2 protein-coding genes are annotated in these 1,693 nt (G+C 45.0%); both read right to left on the bottom strand.

Annotation, left to right across the window (positions count from 1 at the left end; genetic code table 11):
• Positions 1-36: 36 nt before the first annotated feature.
• A complete protein-coding gene (locus U2P91_RS17850; RefSeq protein WP_111887543.1) occupies positions 37-1,122 on the bottom strand; it encodes an IS3 family transposase in 1,086 nt (361 codons plus the stop codon).
• Positions 1,119-1,616 (bottom strand): transposase, encoded by a 498-nt coding sequence (locus U2P91_RS17845; protein ID WP_111887542.1) that lies wholly within the window; start codon positions 1,614-1,616, stop codon positions 1,119-1,121. The genes U2P91_RS17850 and U2P91_RS17845 overlap by 4 nt, the downstream gene beginning before the upstream one ends.
• Between the last annotated feature and the right edge of the window lie 77 nt (positions 1,617-1,693).

Raw genomic sequence — 1,693 nt, 5'->3', positions numbered from 1 at the left:
CGGTAGTTGTCAAGATAGTTGGCGGTTTTTCTTGAATTAACCGACTGACTTATTGGTTTCATTGGTTTCATTTGTTTCATTTGATTCATCTTTTTCAGGATTTAACCATACTTCGTTTTCCAGAGCCCACTTGCGAATATTTTTAGTCCAGCGGTTTGGATTATTCTGCCGTGCGGCCTCATAAACAGCTGTGCGGTTTGAAAAAATCTCTTTATCCATTCCGGTATGCCGCTGATTTGGGGTCAGGAAATTAAGCCCACTGTGGCAGTGTTCAAAATTATAGTAATGCGTAAATTCCAGAACCCATTGTCTTGCTTCCGGGATTGATTTAAAGCCCTTGTAAGGGTAATCAGGGCGATATTTGCAGGTTTTGAAGATGGATTCGGCATAGGGATTGTCATTACTGACTCTCGGTCTGCTTTTGGATGAAACAATTCCCAGTTTCTGAAGGGTTTCCATCAACGAAGCTCCTTTCATCGGACTACCGTTATCGGAATGCAGAACCAGCGGCTGTTTAGCGGTTGAAATCGTTTCTGAAAGCGCTGCTTTTCGAACAAGTATGCTGGCATTTTGTGCGGATTCTTCCGGCCAGATTTCCCAGCCAACGATCTTTCGACTGTAAAGATCCAGAATCAGATAAAGATAATAGTGAAAACCCTTTACCGGACCCGGCAGCCACGTGATATCCCACATCCAGACCTGATTCGGCCCTGTTGCTTTGTGGCTTGTGATCGTGCGCTTCTGAGGTTTTGATGAACGACCCCGATGATTATTCATGCCGGCTTCTTTCATCACACGGTATATGGAAGATTCGGATGCAATATAGCGCCCCTCCTCATCTGCCAGACGGGGAACAATCTGACTGGGTGGCAGACTCTGATATTTTTTCGAATTCACGACTTTTATTATCTCTTTCCGTTCTGCTGGTGTCAGTTTATTGGAGGGAGTTGGCCGAATCGCAACGGGACGCTGATCTTCCAGCGGTGTTGCCGGATTTTTCCAGCGTGAAAAAGTACGTTCGCTGATATTCAGCTCACGGCATGCCATAAATTGGCGGGCTCCGTTTTGAATGGCTTCTTCGATTAAAGCAGCAGCGATTTTGCGATCTGAGGTTGGGATCATTCGTCCTCGGGCTCCCCCCAGATCGCTTGTGCCTTTTTTCTGAGCACCAGTAATGCTGCTGTTTCAGCCAATGCTGCTTCCTTTCGCTTCAGTTCGCGATTGAGTTGGGTCACCTGTTTTTTTGATTCGCTTAGATCTTTTTTAAGTCTCTTTGATTCATTGGCAACACTCCCATTGGCATTGATGCAGGCATCACGCCAGGCTTCGATTTGTTCAACATAAAGGCCTTTTTCACGGCTATATTCAGCCAGCTCAGCCTGATTCATACGGGCTGTTTCCAGGACGATCAGAAATTTATCCTCACTGGACCAGTCTTCTGAAGTTCCTGTTCCCGATGGTGCTGCCATTCCGGACGCTTTTGCCTGCTTCTTCCACTTGAAAAGTGTCTGCTCTGAAACACCGGTTTCATTATGCAGCTGACGAACTGATTTGCTGATCGGCGGCAACATCTGCTGTATAATATGTTCTTTGAATTCATCGCTATATTGTGTCATGTGATACTCCTATCCTTTTATATATTTACTATAATATAGTAAATTCAATCACCTGACAACTATCTTAACACATAGTG

Source organism: Acetobacterium sp. K1/6 (assembly GCF_034438075.1).
Classification (GTDB): Bacteria; Bacillota; Clostridia; order Eubacteriales; family Eubacteriaceae; genus Acetobacterium; species Acetobacterium carbinolicum.
Note: the sequence above shows the minus strand (reverse complement) of the source record. Positions and strands in the feature narration are given on the sequence as shown.

Bases quoted from the DNA above. Each gene is read 5' to 3' on its own strand.
- U2P91_RS17850 (WP_111887543.1), bottom strand. From the start codon at position 1,122: ATGATCCCAACCTCAGATCGCAAAATCGCTGCTGCTTTAATCGAAGAA.
- U2P91_RS17845 (WP_111887542.1), bottom strand. From the start codon at position 1,616: ATGACACAATATAGCGATGAATTCAAAGAACATATTATACAGCAGATG.